This window comes from Agrobacterium sp. 5Ca50 (genome assembly GCF_055381905.1).
In genome coordinates, this window is record NZ_AP026441.1 from 1 (window position 1) to 18809 (window position 18809).

The 18809-nt window shown below is 51.9% G+C and carries 18 protein-coding genes and 1 pseudogene; 15 read left to right on the plus strand and 4 right to left on the minus strand.

Annotation, left to right across the window (positions count from 1 at the left end; translation table 11 throughout):
• Positions 1-70: 70 nt before the first annotated feature.
• From repA to repC, 3 genes are all read left to right on the plus strand, one after another.
• On the plus strand, positions 71-1249 hold the full coding sequence (repA, locus tag ACZ5FM_RS26720) for a plasmid partitioning protein RepA (protein WP_464041614.1): 1179 nt from the start codon (positions 71-73) through the stop codon (positions 1247-1249).
• Positions 1246-2241, plus strand: a complete 996-nt coding sequence (gene repB / locus ACZ5FM_RS26725) for a plasmid partitioning protein RepB (RefSeq protein ID WP_464041615.1) — start codon at positions 1246-1248, stop codon at positions 2239-2241. The genes repA and repB overlap by 4 nt, the downstream gene beginning before the upstream one ends.
• 158 nt (positions 2242-2399) lie before the next feature.
• Positions 2400-3614 carry a plasmid replication protein RepC gene (repC, locus tag ACZ5FM_RS26730; protein WP_464041616.1) on the plus strand — a complete coding sequence of 405 codons (1215 nt, stop codon included), beginning with the start codon at positions 2400-2402 and terminating at the stop codon, positions 3612-3614.
• A gap of 184 nt (positions 3615-3798) precedes the next feature.
• Here the strand turns inward: repC and ACZ5FM_RS26735 are convergent, their stop codons facing one another.
• The 3 genes from ACZ5FM_RS26735 to ACZ5FM_RS26745 all read right to left on the minus strand — a co-directional run bounded on the left by ACZ5FM_RS26735 (position 3799) and on the right by ACZ5FM_RS26745 (position 6040).
• Positions 3799-4272: a hypothetical protein gene (locus ACZ5FM_RS26735; protein ID WP_464041617.1), complete on the minus strand. Its 474-nt coding sequence runs from the start codon at positions 4270-4272 to the stop codon at positions 3799-3801.
• A gap of 25 nt (positions 4273-4297) precedes the next feature.
• Entirely contained in the window at positions 4298-5779 is a 1482-nt protein-coding gene (locus ACZ5FM_RS26740) for a helix-turn-helix domain-containing protein (protein WP_464041618.1), read from the minus strand.
• A gap of 75 nt (positions 5780-5854) precedes the next feature.
• Positions 5855-6040 (minus strand): hypothetical protein, encoded by a 186-nt coding sequence (locus ACZ5FM_RS26745; RefSeq protein WP_464041619.1) that lies wholly within the window; start codon positions 6038-6040, stop codon positions 5855-5857.
• 280 nt (positions 6041-6320) lie between these two features.
• Here ACZ5FM_RS26745 and ACZ5FM_RS26750 point away from each other — a divergent pair.
• From ACZ5FM_RS26750 to ACZ5FM_RS26765, 4 genes and pseudogenes are all read left to right on the plus strand, one after another.
• Positions 6321-6539: pseudogene (locus ACZ5FM_RS26750) on the plus strand (type IV secretory system conjugative DNA transfer family protein); the annotation flags it as partial.
• 85 nt (positions 6540-6624) lie between these two features.
• Complete coding sequence (locus ACZ5FM_RS26755) at positions 6625-7566, plus strand: HamA C-terminal domain-containing protein (RefSeq protein WP_464041694.1); 942 nt, start codon at positions 6625-6627, stop codon at positions 7564-7566.
• Positions 7566-10169, plus strand: coding sequence for a DEAD/DEAH box helicase (locus ACZ5FM_RS26760; RefSeq protein ID WP_464041620.1), 2604 nt, complete (start codon positions 7566-7568; stop codon positions 10167-10169). Before ACZ5FM_RS26755 ends, ACZ5FM_RS26760 begins: the two co-directional genes overlap by 1 nt.
• 2 nt (positions 10170-10171) lie before the next feature.
• Positions 10172-10906: a DCL family protein gene (locus ACZ5FM_RS26765; protein WP_464041621.1), complete on the plus strand. Its 735-nt coding sequence runs from the start codon at positions 10172-10174 to the stop codon at positions 10904-10906.
• A gap of 140 nt (positions 10907-11046) precedes the next feature.
• Here ACZ5FM_RS26765 and ACZ5FM_RS26770 read toward each other — a convergent pair whose 3' ends face one another.
• Positions 11047-11394: a ribonuclease E inhibitor RraB gene (locus ACZ5FM_RS26770; RefSeq protein WP_464041622.1), complete on the minus strand. Its 348-nt coding sequence runs from the start codon at positions 11392-11394 to the stop codon at positions 11047-11049.
• Between the two features lie 251 nt (positions 11395-11645).
• Between ACZ5FM_RS26770 and ACZ5FM_RS26775 the strand changes: the two genes are divergently transcribed.
• From ACZ5FM_RS26775 to ACZ5FM_RS26810, 8 genes are all read left to right on the plus strand, one after another.
• Entirely contained in the window at positions 11646-12218 is a 573-nt protein-coding gene (locus ACZ5FM_RS26775) for a hypothetical protein (RefSeq protein ID WP_464041623.1), read from the plus strand.
• A gap of 405 nt (positions 12219-12623) precedes the next feature.
• Positions 12624-12956 (plus strand): type II toxin-antitoxin system PrlF family antitoxin, encoded by a 333-nt coding sequence (locus tag ACZ5FM_RS26780; RefSeq protein ID WP_464041624.1) that lies wholly within the window; start codon positions 12624-12626, stop codon positions 12954-12956.
• A gap of 2 nt (positions 12957-12958) precedes the next feature.
• The gene (locus tag ACZ5FM_RS26785; RefSeq protein ID WP_464041625.1) at positions 12959-13441 is read left to right on the plus strand and encodes a type II toxin-antitoxin system YhaV family toxin; all 483 of its coding nucleotides are present in this window, start codon (positions 12959-12961) and stop codon (positions 13439-13441) included.
• 654 nt (positions 13442-14095) lie between these two features.
• Positions 14096-14515 (plus strand): hypothetical protein, encoded by a 420-nt coding sequence (locus ACZ5FM_RS26790; protein ID WP_464041626.1) that lies wholly within the window; start codon positions 14096-14098, stop codon positions 14513-14515.
• The gene (locus tag ACZ5FM_RS26795; protein ID WP_464041627.1) at positions 14512-16686 is read left to right on the plus strand and encodes a relaxase/mobilization nuclease domain-containing protein; all 2175 of its coding nucleotides are present in this window, start codon (positions 14512-14514) and stop codon (positions 16684-16686) included. The genes ACZ5FM_RS26790 and ACZ5FM_RS26795 overlap by 4 nt, the downstream gene beginning before the upstream one ends.
• A 134-nt stretch (positions 16687-16820) precedes the next feature.
• On the plus strand, positions 16821-17075 hold the full coding sequence (locus ACZ5FM_RS26800; protein ID WP_464041628.1) for a type II toxin-antitoxin system VapB family antitoxin: 255 nt from the start codon (positions 16821-16823) through the stop codon (positions 17073-17075).
• Positions 17076-17419: 344 nt separating this feature from the next.
• Positions 17420-17827 carry a DUF805 domain-containing protein gene (locus ACZ5FM_RS26805; protein WP_464041629.1) on the plus strand — a complete coding sequence of 136 codons (408 nt, stop codon included), beginning with the start codon at positions 17420-17422 and terminating at the stop codon, positions 17825-17827.
• 134 nt (positions 17828-17961) lie between these two features.
• Complete coding sequence (locus ACZ5FM_RS26810) at positions 17962-18708, plus strand: hypothetical protein (protein WP_464041630.1); 747 nt, start codon at positions 17962-17964, stop codon at positions 18706-18708.
• Positions 18709-18809: the final 101 nt, after the last annotated feature.

Consider the following 18809-nt stretch of genomic DNA (forward strand, 5'->3'; position numbering starts at 1 on the left):
ACAACACCCCAGTTAAGGGTTTGTTAACCATGCAGGCGCTTAGTTAGATGAAAGAGATGAGGAAAGAATCGTGAACCGACATCTAAGCAGCCTGGATTTTATGCAGGAATTTTCCAGCAAGCTTGAGCTTGCTCTGCAAAATCTATCGATCGCTCAGTATCCGCCAGACGCAAGACGTGAGATGAGGAAATTCTCCTCGTCAGAGGTTGCGTCCCTTCTTGACGTGTCCGAGGCTTACATTCGCCAGATCGTGTTGAAAGACAAGGGGCCTTCACCCGAAGTCACATCCAACGGGCGTCGGATGTACTCGCTTGAGCAGATCCTTGAGTTGAGAATGGCTCTGGCTGAAAAAGGCCGCAAGAAATGGATGAACCCTCGGCGTACCGGCGATGAGGAATGTCAGATCATTGCTGTGACAAACTTCAAGGGTGGTTCGAGCAAAACATCGACCACCATTCATTTGGGACATTATCTTGCTTTGAAAGGCTATCGCGTATTGGCGGTTGACCTTGACCCTCAGGCGTCCCTGACAAGCCTCCATGGTAACCTTCCGGATTTCGACCCCAGACAAGATGACACATTGTATGCGGCAATTCGATTTGACGAGCCGCGTCCAACCGCTGAGCTGATTCACAAGACGCATATTCCAGGATTTGACGTTATCTGTGCGGGACTTGAGTTGACGGAATTTGAAACCGCTGTTGCGCTGGAAATGCGTAACAACGGCGGGACGAGCTTTCTATTGCGGGTTTCGCAAGCACTGGAACAGGTCGCCGAAAATTATGATGTCATTCTGATGGATTCTGCGCCATCGCTGAACTTCCTGACCCTATCTTCTCTCACTGCTGCTACGGGTGTGATTATTCCGGTTCCAGCACATATGCTTGATGTGGATTCCACAGGTAAGTTCTTGGAACTGGCCGGATCATACATGCAGATTCTGAATGATATGGGCGCTGCTTCGCGTTGGGACTTTGCCAAATTTATCGTCACCAAGTTCGAGCCCAACGATCATCCACAAGCTAACATGACCGCATTGATGAGGCAGGTGTTCGGAGAAGACTTGCTCCTGAACATGGTAATGAAATCGGCCGCAGTCGCTGACGCGCTGACCTGGAAGCAAAGTCTCTATGAAGTTCAGAGGTCGCGGTTCTCTGCACCAAAGACCTACGACCGTGCGATGGAATCGCTGAATGCCGCTAACGACGAAATTGAGAAACTCCTTTGGACCGCATGGGGGCGTGAATGAGTAGAAAAGATTCCCGGGGATTGTTTGCAAATGTCTTGAACCAGCAAACGACAGCTGCCCCTCAGACTTCTAAAACCTCCTCACCGCACCTTTTGAAGGTAGCTGCCGGAGTACGCCAGATACAGGAGAGGGGAGAAGCCCTCGACAAGCTATTGGCTGAAGGCGACAGGATTGTTGAGATTGATGCAGATGATGTCGCCCCGTCTTCGCTGCAGGATCGTTTTGACGGCTCCTATTCTGATGTAGCTATCGATGAAATAGCACAGTCGATGATGGAACGCGGACAGATTGTACCTGGTATGGTGCGTCCAACGAAGTCTGGCGACAAGCCTTACCAAATCGTGTTCGGTCGCCGCCGGTTGGCCGCGGCAAAGAGGCTTGGACTGAAGTTCCGTGCGATTGTACGTGAACTGACGGATGAGCAGGCAGTCATATTCCAGGGCGAAGAAAACACGAACCGGAATGATTTGTCCTACATTGAAAAATGTGTATTCGCCTTGCTCCAAGAGCAGGCTGGGTACGGTAGGGATACGATCATTGCATCTCTGGCCACGGGCAAATCTCACGTATCTGAGATGCTGCGCCTTGCCACCACGATACCTCGCGAGACACTGACGCTCATTGGTCGATCCCCTGATATTGGCCGGCGTCGGTGGATGGAATTCAGTGAATTATGGGTATCACGAAGCGACGCACAGGATGTCGTCCGGGACGCCTTGGAAAAGGTGAGCGGTAACGACAACGAGCGCTTTGGATTGGCGTTGACAGCACTCAAGTCCGCAGTTGTTTCGACACGCAGTCCAAACTCGTCAGAGCGTCGCGAGATTTCGTCGAATGGTCTTGTTCTGGCAACCATCGATCATGCAAAGGCAGGAGCGAAGCTGAACTTTACGAAAGCGATTTCCAGGGATTTCGTTGACTTCTTGGGTGGCCGTTTGCCTGAGTTGCATGCCGAGTTCCAGGAACAAATCAAATCAGGCTTGAAAGGATAACGAGCAAAAGAAAAAGGCCCCCAAACGTTTCCGTCGTGGAAGCCCTTCTCATATCCTTAAGCAAGACAGAGAATCGCATTTTCACGAATCACAGTCAAGAGTCTTTGGCATCGTTTTGGTGAGTAGATTTCTTTTGCCTTTTAGAAGGTGAAACGAAAATGCAGATAGGACATGTGACGACGCCTTTCGGGCGACGGCCAACTTCGCTTGCGCTCGTGAGACGGCAGTTGGCTGCGAAAGACATCAAAGCCGGTAAGTCAGTCGAGAAATGGAAAGTCTTCCGTGACGTTGCGGAAGCAAGAGAAGAGCTTGGCCTGCAGTCTAACAGTCTCGCTGTTTTGGATGCTTTGCTCAGTTTCTATCCAGAAAACACGTTGAGTCAGGATGCGCAGTTGGTGGTCTTCCCATCGAATGTCCAATTGATCCTGCGTGCGCACGGCATGGCGGGCGCTACGCTTCGGCGCCATCTGGCGATGCTGGTCGAAAGCGGTCTGATCGTTCGAAAGGACAGTGCAAACGGAAAACGATATGCGCGAAAGAACAATCAGGGAGAGATTGAAAACGCCTTTGGTTTCGACTTAGCACCCTTGCTGGCCCGGTCGGAAGAATTGGCGCAAGTCGCTCAAAAGGTTGTTGCTGCGCGATCCGAATTTCGCAAGGCCAAAGAGAACCTCACCATTTGCCGGCGCGATGTCCGCAAACTGATCTCTGCGGCTGTAGAGGAGGGGGCTGACGGCAATTGGGCAGCCATTGAAGCTGTCTATATCGAGCTCGTTGCACGCATTCCTCGCTCGCCGACACTCATCGACTTGAACAATATCCTCGATGAAATGGAGCTTTTGCGCGAAGAGGTCCTTAATCAGTTGGATCTCAAGACAAATTCAGCATTTAATAGCACCAATGCTGCTCGTATTGAGCAGCACATACAGAATTCAAATCCCGAATCCATGGATGAATTTGAACCTAGCTCTGAAAAGGAGCAGGGCGCAAAGTTAGTGAAACCCAACGTGCCAAAGAGTCAAACAGTTCGTGCCTTTCCTCTTGCTGTCGTCTTGAAGGCATGCCCGCAGATAATCGACTATGGGCCAGGTGGCTCCGTCGCAAGCTGGCGTGACCTCATGTCGGCGGCCGTCGTCGTAAGATCTATGCTCGGGGTAAGTCCGTCCGCTTATCAGGACGCCTGTGAAACCATGGGGCCTGAAAATTCGGCGATTGCGATTGCGTGTATTTTGGAGAGGGCAGGGCACATTTCGTCGGCCGGCGGATATCTGCGCGATTTGACCAGACGAACCGAACGCGGCGATTTCTCACTTGGGCCGATGGTCATGGCGTTGCTGCGCACGAACGGTCATCCAACGGTGAGGGCCGTATAGTGTTGGTTTGTGAGGGAAGTGGAGCGCATACCAAAGGGCTCGACATCAACTGCTACTTTGTTTTCCGTGGACTCGGTTGCGCTCGAAGTCGGTGGAATTGAACTTTGCATTTAGATCTAAGGGTGAGGGTGATTTTGGGACCTACCAATATTGGGTCGATTCGGGCTGGGGGCGGGATGATATTTTAAGCCGTTGCCGCTGTGGCATGGAGGTACTTAGCATTGAGGAGCGGGTCAAGCGTGCGGAACCCAAAAGTGCCCCCGATCGGGTTGACGAGATAATGCTCACCGGACGTCAGGGTCTTCGACAAAACAATCCTGCTCTTGCTGCCGTCCGCCCACTGAACGGTGTACTGTTTGTCACTCACATTGTGGCTACCGATACCGAGGACTAGAATAGTCGTCTCCGCGAGACGACGATAGAATACTGTGAAATTTCGATGGGGTTGCGTCCTGTGCATGCAGGTAAGCCGACGGGCGTTTGGACCAGAACCGATTCTTATATCGGCGATCCGCCCATCGAGGGCCTGGCTTGCCTGAGCGACATTTTTAATCCACATCCAGTCAGCGCGTTCGAACCTGGGCGGGTGCCACAATAATGGTACGACGACCTCACTGTTGAACTCTTTGGCAATCGACTCTGGTGTGTGGATTTTCATTTGATGGCCCCCCGGAGCCGCTGCTTCAAAGGCTGCGTGGTTTGAACACTAAGGTTGGTGCGAGAGTGACTTCTGCCTCAGAAGAGAGATCAACAAACGTCCACTGGCCCGCCATGTCGTAGTGCTTGAACGTCTCGCGAAACTCCTGCGTATCAAAAAAGCCCACAAGATTGCCGGTATCGCGCTGGGAGAATGGAATCGCGAAAACAATCATGTAAGGACCCAACTGGAACTGTCCGACAATGTGCGGCAATGCCGAAGTGACGTCCTTGCGACGGTAGAGGGTCATCACCGCAGATGGCCCTGTTGGTAAATTGATGAGCGCGGTCGCAATCTGAGGAAGCGGCACATCAGAATGCTCGTCGTAACGAAGCCAGAGCCGCGTCTTCTCAAGGACAGGCAGCTCACTCTCATCGACGATGGAAAGTGCCATCTTGACCAAAGCCTTATAGACCGCCACCGGCTTTAGGCTTGCTCGCCTTGCACCAAGGTTGACGGCGAGGTGACCGTCACCATGGTCCACTACAACATCGGTTGTTTGGATGTTAAGCTTCTCTCCGTCATGGAAGATCTTACCTTGGGTAAATTGTAACTCCGGTCGCCCGTCATATTTTCCGCGGCCCTTAGTTCCCAGGTAAGCCAAATGCAGGTCGAGAAACGCGATAAGCGACGGTTCAATCTCACGACCGAAGTACGAATTGCAGCCATCGCATTCTTCCGCAAGGATCAAAGTGTCATTGCCGAATGCAGTAGGGATCGCGTGAGCTTCGGTTTTGAATGTGACGCCTTTAAGCTTCGACTTCCTGCAAAAGCGGCAAACTTTCAAGTCGGGATCCTGCGTTCCGATGACTACCCGTTTATCCATCCTCGGCGAATCCATGTCGTACCGTTCAAGCAAGCGCCCGAAGAGTGCCTGGATGCCATCTGACCTGCCCGCCTCCTGCGGGTGATTCAGTTCATGCACAATTTCTTCGTAATGTAGCTGCTCCGCTGTTGAAGCCGGCTGCTCGGGGAGCAGAATAAAAAACTCATTGTCAGGGAGGGCCTGAACGTATTTCCGAAGCCGGTGCAGCTGTGGCACCTGATTTGACTTGCGATGAGCTATCGCGGCAAGAGCGGTCTTGAGTTCTGGCGTTGCCTTCTGTTCGGCAGCAAGCGTGTGTTTGACGCCGTCGAAGCTCCCAAACAGTCCGAGAAGCTCATCGACGTTTCCTTTGGCTTCAGGTGTGTATTGAAAACGGAGCTCCGCACCGCCTGCCGAACTGAGGAAGTACAAGCTTAGGACGAACACTCCTGCCCCTTCTCGACCAAATTCTATACCGGCCTGTTCCAGCGCTTCCCTGATTGAGCGGAGGTTGTTTGCGATCGGGATGCGCTCGCCCTTTTCGAACTCGGCTAGCGTCGATACCGCGACGCCAGCTCTCCGGGCAAGTTCAGCTTGTGACCACTGCAACAAGGCCCTCGCCGAGCGGACAGCCATTGCTTCTATAATCGGATCATCACGCATTTAAATCAACCTCAGTTATTTTCAATGACATTGGCATAATAACATGACTTTAGACTTTGACAAGGTGACTCGAAATTAGCGTCTGTTAATTCGAGATAGATCGATGCGCATTTCAGCCTCCGCAGGCTTTTCCTGCTCTAATGCGGGCAGAGCATCGTTGTCGCTTTCGGGATCATGAAGTGCGGACGCTGGCTCGACTTTTGCTTTGTCCGTGGCGGCCCCAAAAAACATCGGGCCACCTGGGTCCACGGCCAAAAACACGTTGTCCCCCTCAAATCTCTAGGTTTTCAAATTTTCATAGGCATCGAACATGGTCGACTGAAGGTGTAAGACCTGCGGCATCGTCATCGGCGAGCGATATCTCGTCGACAGGGATGATCCGGCGATCTGGGGTACGGGAGGCGCCGGGCCGGCTTTGTGTTTTGACGGTTCTTTTGGCTCGTTGCACGGGATCGTTTTCGCCGGTTCTGGCTTAAACGCGTTCGACTGGATCGGTCGTCATAGCGGCAAAAAGGAAGAAGATGTCGCCGCCTTTGCGCCACGGACCCGTTTGAAACAACTTGTCTCGAACAGTCGATCCAGCTGCACGAAGTCCTGCGCACGCGCGGCGGAGATCGTCTTTACGGCCAACAATGCCCCTTTGCGATGCGGTCCTGCTATCTGGTTCCGCCGACCGGACATGACGTCGTGCGTCAGGCAGAACAGGTTTCAGGCCACCTATCGTGAACCGACGGAAAAAGAGGAACATATACAAGGATAACCTTATACCACGCCGCCGATCTGCTTGCAGCGCTACACAGGGATTCGCAATATAGTTGAAAATGATTCTGTGGGAACACGTCAATATGGCGGAGATAAGCAGTGTAGACCTCGACGCAATTCTATCGGGCGATCCCGAGGAGTTGGGCGTCCATCTCCATCTGGTTGAACGCGATGTCGAAATCGATGGCCATAAGGTTTCTGTATACTGTCATTGTCTAACCACGGATGCGAATGCCAAGGTAAAAGTTAAGCGCCTGGTGGAGTTCATGCGCCATGCGGCAGCCGACTATGCAATTCCGCGGAGCCGGATCGAAGAGGCGCGGAAGCGCGATATCAAGTTTAAGTCCACGGCGGCGGTAGCAGCGTTGCACGATAAAGCCAGAGCTGTGTTCACAGATCTAGCTCAAACGGGGGAGGGCGGAGAGATGCTGCTCTTTCTTCTCGCAGAGAGGTTTCTCAAACTCCCTCATGTGCTTTGCAAGATGGATCTGAAAACAGACAGTCGGATGCATTATCACGGTGCGGACGGCGTTTATGCGGCTGTTGCCGACGATGGTCGTCTGAAGCTCTACTGGGGAGAGTCAAAAGTTTATCAGGATCCCACCGATGCGATTCGTGACTGCCTGAAATCGCTGGCACCATTTCTTGCTGAAGAAGATCATAAGGGTGCCTCCCGAGAACGGGATCTCGTTCTGTTGAGTGACAAGGCCGACTTGGGTGATCCACGGTTGTCGGATGCCTTTCGTCGTTACTTCGACACAACTTCGCCACTCTCGAACAGGGTGGAGTACTGTGGGATCGCGCTTGTCGGATTCGACGCGGATTTCTATGGTCCTGGTGATGGTCGCGTTGTCCTGGACGACATGGTCAAGGCAGCGAAATCTGGGATGGAAAACTGGCTCAAGTCGGTCGGCCGGCGGTTGGCTGCCGAAAAGCTCGAACACTTCGACATTCACTTTTTTTGTCTTCCCCTTCCATCGGTGGACGACTTCCGCAAGGCATTTCTAGAAGTCATGGGGCACTGATGTCTGAAACAGAACTTCAGGATTGGCTCTTCGACGTTTCGTTGCGGGATGAACTGAAACAGCTCGGTCTCGTGACCACTTTGCTCGAACTCGACAACGTGACGCGAGAAGTCAGTCTTGATGCCGTTGTTTTCGACTGGCCAAGACTGCTTTTCGCAGCAAGCATACTGGCGCGATCAAAAAAACGACCTCATCGGGAAGCGAGCTTGCGCATTGCCACTGGGGCGATGTTGCTGCCGACCCCTGAGCCAATCAGGGACGCCGCAGCCGTAGTTTTTGACAAGCTTTCCAATCATCGTTCTGTACTTTTAGCAGAACAACGAGGGCGCTTGCGCCCCAATGTCGCCTCCCGACTGGGTGTTGCCTTGCGTATCGAGGACGAACGCAAGCAACTAGAGAATTCGATCTTGCTCGAGGCGAGCGGGGAACGCGTTGCGGTCAACGATTTCCAGTTGGCGTTCTGGCGCGCGGCGGGTGAAGAAGGATCATGGTTGTCAGCGTCGGCACCCACAGCATCAGGCAAAACGTTCCTCGTTCTCAAATGGCTCGTCGACTGCCTGGCCAGCGACAAATGCAAACGGGCTGTATATCTTGCTCCGACCCGTTCGCTCGTATCCGAAATCGAAGCGTCACTAGCGGAGATCGTCAAAGGTTCGGGTGTCGACATTGAGATCACCTCCCTGCCATCTGCCCAAAAGTATGGTGCCGTCGAAAAGAGTGCCAAGAAGTGCGTTTTCGTTTTCACACAGGAGCGGCTGCACCTGCTTGCGAATCTGACGGAAGAGCGCCTCGATATCGATCTCGTGGTAGTCGACGAAGCACACAAGATCGGCGATCCGCAGAGAGGAGTCATCCTACAGGATGCAATCGAGCGTCTCCTGAGGTCGAGCCCGCACATGCGGGTCGCCTTCGTTAGCCCGGCGACGCAAAATCCAGAGGTTCTCCTTGACGATGCGCCGGACAGCACACCAAAGATACCCATCGACAGTGATGTTGCGACTGTCTTGCAGAATGTTATCACGGCACATCAAATGCCAGCGAAGCCGACAAAGTGGAAGCTACAATTTCAATATGGCGAGGAGTATCTGACGCTCGGCATCCTGACTTTGCCGAACAAGCCAAACACTCTTCGCAAACGGCTTGCATTCATCGCAGCTGCAGTCGGCGAACGCGGTGGGACCCTTGTATACGCAAATGGCGCAGCAGAAGCCGAAGAGATCGCAGGCCTGATCAGTCAGCTTGTAAAGAAAGCAGACGGGATCGAGCAGGAGTTGGCTGATCTAGCCGATCTAGCTCGAAAGTGCGTTCACAAAAGCTACTCTCTCGCACCGCTGGTCGAAGCCGGCGTGGCGTTTCACTATGGTAACATGCCGTCCTTAGTGAGGCTCGAAGTCGAGCGGCTGTTCAAAAACGGGAAACTGAAGTTCCTGGTTTGCACATCGACGCTGATAGAGGGTGTGAACCTTTCCTGCCGGACGATCGTCGTTCGTGGCCCAAGGAAGGGTAAGAACAACCCCATGGAGCCCCAAGACTTCTGGAATCTGGCAGGCCGCGCCGGTCGTTGGGGTGACGAATTTCAGGGCAACATCATATGCATCGACGCCGCAGACGAAAAGGCATGGCCTTCAGGCGTTCCGCAACGGACACGTTACCCGATCCGTCGAGAAACCGACGCGGCCTTGTCGAGAATCGACGATCTCGCGACATACATCGAACGCCGACCGCTGGGCGTCGAAATGGAGCCTGCCCAGGTGCGGGCCTTTGAACAGGTCAGCGCCTATCTCACGACGACCTACATGCGTGATAAATCGCTGGTAGTTGCACCTTGGGCGAAGCGACAGCCCGCTGAGAGTTTGGACCGTTTGGAGGCCTCGCTAGCAGTGGTGACAGACGGATTGTCGGTGGGTGCGGATATCGGAGCACGCAATCCCGGTGTGAGTTTGATCGGTCTGCAAAGCCTCCTAACCTACTTCCGCAACTATGACGGGGATCTCGAAGACCTTCTCCCTGCACCTTCAGAGAGTGATGATTCCTACGATCGGTTTTCGGACATGATGGAGCGGATCAACGAAAATGTCCTCTCAGTCTTTCTTCCCAAGACCTTGATCCCGCTTCATGCCCTTACCGTGTTGCAGTGGCTTAAGGGTTTCTCGCTTCCAACAATTATTCGCAAGCGGATTGATTACCTGCAGCGCCGAGACGGTGAAGTTGACACGGCGAGCGTTATTCGTAGTACGCTGGAAATGATCGAGACGACCGCGCGGTTTCTCGCACCACGCTACTTCTCGGCGTATGTCGATGTCTTGAACCAGCACCTCAGAGCGGTCAATCGAGAGGATCTGATCGACGAAGACCTCGACATTGGCGTCGCACTGGAGTTCGGTGTTACAGCGATCACGCTGCGATCGCTGATGGAACTTGGGATGTCGCGCATCGGCGCTGTCGCTCTCTATGAAGTCATCGCAGACGACAGCCTTGACGAATCCGCTTGCGTCCAGTGGGTCGTCGATCGACGCAATCAACTTGACGGAATGAGTCTACCGTCAATCGTGGTTCGGGAAGTGCGCGAAAAAGTCCTGACAAGAGCTGAACAAGGAGTGTAGTCATGGCGAAACCGGTAGAATTGTCTAACGGCAGGAGCTGGAAGACGAAGACAGCGGCTAAAGAGCATTTCAAGGAGATGCTCGGACGTTATAAGGATGGCGAAGTAGTTGGAGATGAAGACGACCATAGCGATTTGTCTGCGATGCTTGAGCGTTTCGACCTTCTCGTGACCGATGGTCCGACGAAGATCGGTCCGGGGATCAAACATTTTGAACGCCGTCTCAACAAAGGCGACGGTTGGTCTAGCCCAGGCTTTTGGGTCGTACGAACAGATAACGTCGACACGGATTTCAGTTATATAAAGGCTGTGGATGCTCTCCCGAAGCGCGATGCGCAGGAGTTCTCGGTTGCTTGCCATAACGCGGTATCGGCCGACTTGGTGAAAATGAAGCAGAGGCAGTTCGATCATTTTTCTGATTCCGAGGGCAAAATCTCCTGCGATATAACCGGCGCCTTTGTAAGTTATTCAGAAGCACAGCTGAGCCATGCTCACCCGTCTTTCGACTTAATCGTCAAAGAGTTCCGCAGATCGAAAGGTTGGGATGAAAATATTCCCTCCGGCACATTGACAGAATCGGCCGATGCTCAGATTTCAACCCATTTCGTGGACGGTAATCTGGCAAGAGAATTCTCTAAATTCCATCATGACATGGCAATTCTTCGGATTATTGCAAAGGCAAGGCCAGCGGGAAGCACCACGACAACTGCGCCCGTAACGAAGCCAATTCGGTTCTGATGACCGTTGGTGACGCTTTGTTTTTATCGCGCTGCGATCTACAAAATCCTCAACTCGGTGATTTATGCCAATGAAGCTCAAACTATCGAAAGCGATACTATAGCTGATCAATCAACTGCCTGTGCACAATTCGAAACAGTTCAATTTTCTATTGAAAAACATCCCCAACCGTCATTCTCACCTCCGTAAGGATTGGCTGAAGTTTCGAGAAAGTCTTCTATTTCGGAGAGATCTTTATGGCTGGGAACCATCACAACACAAGCGGTAACGTTCCAGTCAAGTCCATGCGTTCTGAATTCCTCATCACGCAACCTTATCCGAACCTCATCAAACTTTTCTTCGATGTCGTCTATAAATTGCCTCGCGGATCTCTCGTTTGGGAATACCACTTCGAAATCAATGTTTCGTGCGACAGAAAGGTCGTCACCTGATGCCAATAATCGCCGAAGCACATCTCTAGACGCGTCATTTGGAATTTCTGGCTGCATTTTGCCTCTCTTCGATCCATTTCAGCTTGCCAATATGCTTTTAGGTTCTATCGCTACGGACTTTTTGTGACCACTCAAATAGTGGAGGAACTTCGCGGGCTTTGCCGAGAGACAACTCTGCGTGTTTCTATTTTGTTGTGTATTGATGATTAATACAATTATAAGTGGTGTTTGTCGCGTAGTTTGTATTATGGAACTCATGCGAAGCCACTTTACTCAAACTTATCGAATTCGCTGTAAAGCGGGAGCCGATGCGTAGGGTAACATTCATTTTCGCTTCTTTGATTCATTTGACCTGGCCGGTAGAGTCCTTTGCTCAGGACCGTGCGCCTATCTTTTCCCAACTTTCTCCGGAATCAACGGCACAAACACATCTAGGAATGGGACTGCTCGACTACGGAAAGTTGATATTGCTCGATGCGGAAGACTTAGCGGAGCAAGGCATCGCCGACGCCTATCAACGCCTTCTTCCGGATCTCACCAAGTACGTGGCACACCCTGCAGATGTAATGGAACTCTTGGATGGAGATGTTCCAAGCTACAAAATCCGATACGGAGGTCAAGAATTTCTCATTTACTCCTTGCAGGAACGTGGCACTGAAAGTGAGAGTTGGGGAAGAGCCACATACTTTTTCTTCCATATTATAAATGAGCAACTCACCGGTACTGGCATACAACTTTACGCGATAGACAGTGGTAACGAACTAGGTGCCCTTTTTCTGACACCGGAGGAAGCGAAGGAAGCTCAAAGTGCTCTGCCGCATAAGACCGATTGGCCTTACATTCCTACGCTTGACGAAGGGTGGTACGGTCAATTTCATTGAGGTAAGTGGCCTCGAGACGCAGTTTGTCTAATCGGAGATTTCCCGGAGTTTGCTCGTCAAGTCATCGTTGATTTCGGATTTTCGGAGACCGTTTACGATGACATGTGCAGCGCGATTCAAGGTAGCTCTAAAGAGTGTAGACCTCGACAGTTCGGGTCTACTCGACAAACTAAGCTGCAATCGATCTCAATCGTCATTAAGACGGTTAAGCTGCGTTGGAATTACGGCAGATGCGACGTGTTCTCCTTATAGCGGTACTCCGAGGACGTTTAAAACTCAAGAAAACGCCGTAACCTATACCCCAGTCTGCAGAGTGCTTCAGCTGCTACTGCCTACGAAAGATGATTTCTTGACAGTGTAAGGAATATTCCTTACCTTTCTCATAGTTTAATATGGAGCGAACAGATGGGTGCGCTGGTTAAAGAAGAGAGTACAATCACAGCAAAGGGACAGACGACCGTGCCGAAGGCGGTGAGGCAGGCGTTGGGAGTTGATTACGGAGATCGCATCGCATTCGTCGTTGATGACCACAGGCGCGTCTATGTCGAGCGAGTGGATCAAAAGGAAAGCGATCCGGTGGTCGAGGGGTTCCTTGAATTGTTGGCACGGGACATGCTCTTGCGTCCCGCCGACTCTATTGTCGAACTTTCGGCACCGCTTCGGGATCGCGTGCAGGGCCTGGTAGGTAGCTTGGACATCGACCTTGATGCCGATATCGAAGGGGATGTAGCGCTCTAGTCATGCCTATTGTAAATGGTTGGACCATCTTAGCGCACCCTCTTTTTCTCGACCAACTGGAGAAGCTGACCTCCGCGGTTGAGGATTTAAAGTTCAAAAAACCAGGGGATTACCAAAGCCACGCGAATACCAAACTGCTTGCCGCTCTAAACAAGCTTGTGTTTGAGACAATCCCTACAGACCCAACTTTGAGCGTTTACAGACAGGGTGCGACTCTTGGTCCCGGATACAGGCACTGGTTCCGAGCAAAGTTTGGAAATGGTCGTTTTCGACTTTTCTTTCGGTATGACTCAAGCTCCAAAGTCATCATATTTGCTTGGGTTAACGACGATAAGACTTTACGAACATACGGTTCAAAAACTGATGCCTACGCGGTGTTCAAGGCAATGCTTGAGGACGGAAATCCTCCAGATAGTTGGGAAGATTTGCGTAAGATTGCATCAAACCCTGATGAAATCGATAGGATCTCAAAAGCCCGCCGTTAGCATAGTGATATCGGAAGCTGTGTGACCCCACATTCACGCCTTGGGATGCAGATTACGCGGCTCCCTCGCCCCACCACTTCGGATCCGCCCACGTGCTCGGCGGCCGTACGAACGCTTGTCGATTGCTTCTCTGCTGCTTAGTAAGCACTATGCCTCAATATTTTTTCGCCAAAAATCAGCGGCTAAAATGGGCTGGCGACGCGCGCACGGCTGGCTCTTAACGCATTGTCGCGTCAGAGGTAAAGCGGTGTGCCCTCACACCGCTTTACCCATTTACCCCTAGACCGGTGTGGCGGTGTACCACTTTGAAGGTAAAGGCCTAAAGAGTTGTGACGCCATATCGCCGAACCCGCATAACGCTAAACCGTTTATGCGGTAATAGGTTTTTAATGCAAACCCTCAAGCCCCTAGACCTGCATTATGGCCCCTCTACTGTGCAGGTTCAATGTTACACCCGTTTTGGGGTATCCTTCTCCCCTTTTTGAGTTTGGTATCTTAGGGCCGTATCACAGCCATATCTCAACTATTTTTAATGGCAGGATAGTACATTTTGTGATACAAAATTGTACGGGCGGTCCAGTCGGACCTTTGCGCGGCTTTCAGCCTTAGCGTGGCGTTCGCCACTAGGAGGCCTGATGGCCTCAGCGCCCAAGGATGGGCTTGATGAAAAAGACAAAAGCGGCGGAAAAACTTGCGCCGAAACGAGCGGGAAGATTGTCAGAGACGAAGCATATTCGCTTTGCTGCTGGCGAACTTGCGTTCATTGAGGCCATCGCGGAGCGCGAAAATTCGACGTTAAGCGACGTGGTACGCCGCATCATCCGTTCTGAAGCAGACCTTATTCCGATGGTAGACAGCGCACTGCGCCCTGAAATTCAGGCGATGAATGAGCAGCTGCGGAAAGTCGGTATCAACCTTAATCAGGCTGTCCGTGCAATGAACGAGGGTCGCGTAAACTATCAAGAGGATCTGGAGCGCGCATTGATCGCGGTTGGACGGTTGGTTGTTGAGCAGCGCAACGATTTGCGAGAGGCTTTGAAGCGGCCGAAAAAGCCGAAGGTGTCTCGTAAATGAGCACTCGTCTCGCGACATTTGCTGAGGAGATTGAACGGTATCTCGGTGTCAAACGAGAGCCTGAGAATGAGCGTGAGGAAAATCGCGTAGCTTCAGGACGTGAGCGTGGTGGCGTGGCGCAAGCCAGAAGATCTGGGCATACAAGTAACGCAGGAAAGTTCGAGCCGAAAATTATTAGAAGGCGTAGAGTTTCGTCGCCACAAAATAGTGGGCAGGGTGCTGTCAGCGGCGTCACCGCGAACATTCGTCAATCGGGTGGTGGGGCTAGTGCTTCAGCTGCGATTAATGGTTTACCTGCGCGCACGAAGCCGTCGGCTCAAATGGCGATCGGTGTATTCAACTCGGTCCTTGCTGCGCAGGAAAAAGACGACGAGGCAATGATGCGTGTGCGGGGCGGGTCGCGCCGGTCTGCTGAGGTTGCCATGTCTGGTAGTGGTTTCGCTGCGCCTCGACAGGTTGCGGCTCGTGCTGCGTATTCTGCTGGCGCGCAAGAGGCTGTGTTCAAGGTTATTTCGTCCACACCATCTAAGGTTCGTGCGGCCGCGCTGCTCGAATACGTTGGTACGCGCAAAGACGAGGATGGAAAAAAGCAGGATATCGCGGTCTACACCAATGACGGCCATGTGTTGAACAACGCCCAGGAGCGGAAAGACTTCTTGGAAGGCTTTGCGGAGAGCTTCGAAGCGGCGCTTCAGAACACAAATTTCATTGAAGTGAAATTCGTGCTGCAGGACCAGGTGAAAGATGATGAGCTGAATGACGCCCTCGCTCGGGTCTTTGGTAACAAGCCGTTTGTTTACGCCCGTTCCGGCCAGACGGTGAAGGCTTATGCCCTGACTGATAAAAAAGCAGCCGCAATCTCAAAGGTTCTGTCCGAGGGTCGTGAAAACTCGCGCAGCAAAATTGTTACGAAGATTGAGGCAGGGTTCGAAGATAGCCTCTCGCGTTCTAACATCGCTGCGTCGGCCGAGATCGTTGGCGCAGTCGGAAATGAGCGCCAGGCAGTGTATTTCCTGCAAAAGTTCATTCGCACCAACCGAAATGTCAAAACCGCTAACGGCGATCCGGCGAAGGTTGCCGGCAACCCACAGTGCGCAGCAACCAAGCTGTTCGATAGCTGGAAAAACGACATGGCCGGCAACGAGCGTCGCAATGCGTTCCATTTGCTGTTTTCCGCGAAGGCGGGGACATATCCGGAAGCCGTGAAGGCGGCGGCGAGGGCGGTTCTGGAAGAAAAAGCTCACGGCCATAAGTTTGCTTTTGCCCATCATGGCGACACGCAGCATGTGCATGTTCACGTCATGGTGCAGGCAGTCAGTGATATTGGTGAACGGCTGAACTTCAAAAAAGCTGACCTTTATGAATGGCGCGAGGCATTCGCTGAAAAGGCGCGGGAGAACGGTATTGCCATGGTTGCCACGCGGCGCCAGGAGCACGCTAAACCACGCCCATATACCAAGGAGCATGCTGGTGCGCTTAAAAGGGCGCAGCAGGACACAGGCTACAGTGTTTCATCTGCCACAGAAAACCGAGTGTTGGACAAGCGCTCTGGCATGATCGATCCGGAGACTTCGCGCCGTGATGGATCCTTGATCGGTGCGGTTTGGACACAAACAGCGCGTGCTATGGAGGCTGCCGGTGTGGAGCCACGCTTTGTCGCCAACGCTGACCGTTTTGCAGATAACGTCGTTCGGTTTGTGCCGAAAGAAAACAGGCCGCAAACGGAGACCTCTCTCGAGGACTTGGACATGGCCCCAACTGCCAAGTTGCTCAGGGAGATGGAGACCGCTTCTACCCCACACGCGATGGCTCGAATAATCAGTATGATCGATGAAACGTTGGACGCGCTTTATACAACACTCCGCGTATCGGACAGAGTGCGTTTCAACGAGATTCGTGCTGAGCTTTTCGAGGTTCTAAACGCACGTCGAGCAAACCTCGAGCAACGGCTTCAACTTCGTTCCGATGGCTCAGATAGTGGAGATGAAGGAGATCTAGATGATGTCCGTTCTGAGGACCAGAGCGTTGCAGCACCACTACCTGATATTGAAGCGCAGGTCGTTGATGCGACTGTTAAAAAAGATGATGAGAAAAAGCTTGAGGTCAAGAAGCACAGCGAGACTATCAAAACCCGGAGTCAAAGAGAGCGCGATAACGATAAGGGTCGGTAATTGGAGTGTTTGAGTAGCTGGTTCAGTTTTTTGACACCGGGGAGTAATGCGTGACGATTACCCGTATGGTAATGTTTTCAAAGTGTCATGAGATAGATGCAGGACTGTTCATAAGGTGATTGGGAGTAGCTAGGATGTCAGGACTTCACATCAGAGACGAGACTGTCAACGATCTCGCGATAGCGGTCATGAAAGCTACCAATGCGCCGAATAAGACTGAAGCCGTGCGACGCGCCTTGCAGAATGAGCTCGAGCGGCTGAGGAAAGAAGTTCCTTTGAGGGAGCGTATAAAAGAAATTCAGGATCGCGTACAAAACCACATAGGGCCAAATCCGCGAGCTGAGCCGTTCGACATGAAAGCTTTTTTGGACGAACAATGGGAAATATAGTTCTATTGAATAAGCTCGCTTGGCGGCATTTTCAGCATCTAGAGCCATCCGTGGTCGAGTATAACGTGCCGGGGGCAAACCTCAAAACGAGGGGTCTTCTGATCTCGGTCTGCACTTACGGATCTACGGCGGCAAGCCATGCTCACACCTTGCTGCCAAGGATACGTGAAAGTAGATGTCGGTCGGTATGTCATCCAGTGCCGTCGGTGCTGCAAACTGAAGTATTCGCCGTCCGTCTTGATAGGTGACTATTAGCTGCGGCGGATACATTGAGTTTCCTTGATTTCAAAGACAGAAATAAATAGCGCATTATTAGAAAAACTGATGCAGTGCAGAGGTGAGGATTGGTACAGATCTTTTCAGTTCGAGGCAGGCTCGATCGACTGCCTTATTTTTGGATAATTGTCGGCACCACCGTCTTTATATTGTTTGTCATTCTTTCGCTAAACGCGGTGGAATATATCTTCGGTGACGCTGCGGTTGTGCGAGTATCCGACGGCATAAGAATTGCGGCCTGCTTCGTAGCACTCATCGTGGTCACGTGCGCAACGATCAGGCGTTTACACGATTTTGATCAAAGCGGATGGTGGGTACCCTCGCTGTTCGTGATCGACCTCTTACGAGGCTACTTCGAAGTCATTGGCAACCGGTTCGCCAATGGTTTGACGGTCACGCTATTGATCGGGATTCTTGCGGTAATCGCAATGACCCCGGGCAGCAGACGATCGAACAGGTTCGGGGAATGTGCCTAGTGATGCTCTGATGGCTCTCACAACCCGCAAATGCATATTCCCGAAAATGCGGCAATTCACATGAAATGGCGCTAAACGGATCTGCTTCTTATACTCTGGATCTACGCCACTCGTCTGAAATGCATTGGTGAACCTTGAAAAACCTGCTGCTGAAAGTCGCTTTTTTCGCCGCTCCGTTGCTGGTGTTTGTGATCAATTCTCTTTTCACTCCCAGTAGTAATCCGAGGTCATTGGGCATGACTTTGGAGCGACACCAAGTCATTCGCTCTTGCGCTGGAAGTTCAAGTGCTGAGTGTTCTTATCCGGTGTTTTTCAGTTTCAGTGCAATGAGAGAAGCCACGGGAATATCCGAGAAATTACCAAAGTCAGTGGCAGCCCTTCCCGCCGGACTTGTGTCTGTTTTGACCTCAATTCAAAACACTGATGCCCAACAGAAATGTGTGCTTGAAGACCTTGATAAGTTTCTTGGAACCGCACGGGAGATATCTCAAACGGGAGAATCGGGAAGCATTGTGATAGGCTCGTTTCCGGGCAACTTGGATTGGTGCTTCAAAGCTGGCCCCAGTGACAAGACAGAAACCCATCTCTTCATCAGAAACGGTGAGATTCCTGGCTACATGATCTGTGCGCCTGACTCCGATGGAATTGATCTGTGCAACATCAATTTTTCCCGGGCGTCATACCCATCAGAAGGCAACAGCGAAGCTCTTATCGAACGGCTTTCCATTGGCGCGTTTAGCGCAAACCAAATTGAAGAGTTCTTTGCGCATTTTCCAAAGTTCAGTCCGCAGAGTGATACCGTCATCGAGACGCAGTTTTTGAATACCTTGTCTTGGGCCCGCGATTTGCTTTCAGACGGTATGAAACGGGTAGAATGGTAGTCAATAATCGAAATGGTCCCCGCAATCATCGATTCAATGACGGAACCACCGCAGTCAACTTGGCCCCACTTAGATCGGCTGTGAGCTTCACTCATCATCGT